A 1,575-nucleotide genomic window follows, 5' to 3' on the forward strand; every position below is an offset into this window, starting at 1 on the left:
GCCATGTACTGCCCAATGCCACCACGCCTGTGATCGTGCAGGGCTCCATGGACTTTGGTTACACCATTCTCGCCGCTGCCTCGCTGAGCTTTATCGGGCTGGGGGCCAAACCGCCCATGATYGAATGGGGGCTGATGGCCGCGGCGTCGCGCTCGCAGTTACTTGAGAATCCCTGGACGGTGCTGTTTCCCGGAGTGGCGATTTTTGTCCTGGTGCTGGCCGTCAACCTGGTAGGTGACGGGCTGCGCGATGTGCTTGATCCAAAGAAGGGGATGCGCTGATGATCGACGAATCCTTGCAGTATTCGACTATTGAGCGTCTCGCCGCTGCGAATAACGACGCAGCTCAAGACCTGGTGCTGGAAGTGGAAGGGCTGACGGTGTCCTTCCCTGGTTTGTTCAAGACCGTACAGGCCGTACGCGGCATCGACCTTAAGATAAGGCGCGGCGAGATCCTCGGGTTGGTGGGGGAGTCGGGCTCGGGCAAGTCAATGACGGCCATGTCCTGCCTTGGATTGATGCCTGAGGCCGCTCGGCTGGGAGGCAGTGTCAGGGTCGCCGGACAGCAGGTCAACGGCGCGTCGGCGTCGCAGCTGGYGGTTTTGCGTGGCGGTGGCGCGGCGATGATCTTCCAGAATCCGATGAAGGCGCTCAACCCGTTCTTCACCGTCGGGCGGCAGATGATCGATGTCATCGGCTGCCATCGGCAACTGAGTAAGGCAGAAATCCGCGCCGAGGCGCTGAGCTCGCTGGAAGCGGTGAGCATGCCCGACCCCTCTCTAGCGCTAGCCAAGTACCCGCACCAGATGTCTGGCGGTCAGTTGCAGCGAGTGGTGATTGCGATGGCGCTGGCCTGTCGGCCAAAACTGCTGATCGCCGATGAGCCGACCACGGCGCTGGACGTCACAGTGCAGGCGCAGATTATCGCCCTGCTGCGCAAACTGGCACGGGAGCAGGACCTGGCGATTCTGTTTATCACCCACAACCTGGGGGTAGTGGCTTCGCTCTGTGACCGGGTGGCGGTGATGTATGCCGGCGAAGTGGTGGAGAGCGGTCCGGTGGGCGAGGTGTTCAAGCGACCTGCACACCCCTACACCCTGAAGTTGATGGGCACCGTGCCCAAGTTGGGGCAGGGACCCCAGCCCCTGGGCTTCATCCCGGGGCAGGTGCCGAACATGGCGGCTCCCCCGGCTGGCTGTGCCTTCAACCCACGTTGTGAACGCGCCACCGGACGCTGCAATCACGCTGCGCCGAGGGTTGTCATCGGCAAGGAGCACTGGGCAGCTTGCCACAACATATTGGTCAAGGTGTGAGGCTTCTTTGAAAGGTAAACGGCTATGAATAACAACAAACAGCCCGCACTGTTGAGCGTCAATCAGTTGCACAAGACCTACGCCAGCCGCGATGGCCTGGTGACCGCCATTGACCACATCAGCCTGGAGGTGCAGGTCGGTGAGACGGTCGCGCTGGTGGGGGAATCCGGTTGTGGCAAAAGTACGGTGGCCGCGACCTTGCTCGGTCTGCTGCCAGCCGATAGTGGGCAAATTCTGGTCGAAGGTCGGCCGCTGCCCACTGA

General features: G+C 61.7%; 3 protein-coding genes. All 3 read left to right on the forward strand.

Translation table 11 applies throughout. The annotated features are described in order from the left end of the window. Positions 1-281 (forward strand): ABC transporter permease (locus tag ACXRVY_RS28280; RefSeq protein ID WP_458238864.1); only part of this gene is annotated, 281 nt, incomplete at its 5' end. Next, positions 281-1,312, forward strand: a complete 1,032-nt coding sequence (locus ACXRVY_RS28285) for an ABC transporter ATP-binding protein (RefSeq protein ID WP_458238865.1) — start codon at positions 281-283, stop codon at positions 1,310-1,312. The genes ACXRVY_RS28280 and ACXRVY_RS28285, both read left to right, overlap by 1 nt. Positions 1,313-1,336: 24 nt before the next feature. After that, a partial coding sequence (locus ACXRVY_RS28290; protein ID WP_458238866.1) for an ATP-binding cassette domain-containing protein occupies positions 1,337-1,575 on the forward strand: 239 nt, incomplete at its 3' end.

The organism is Pseudomonas sp. P5_A2_2, from assembly GCF_054177685.1.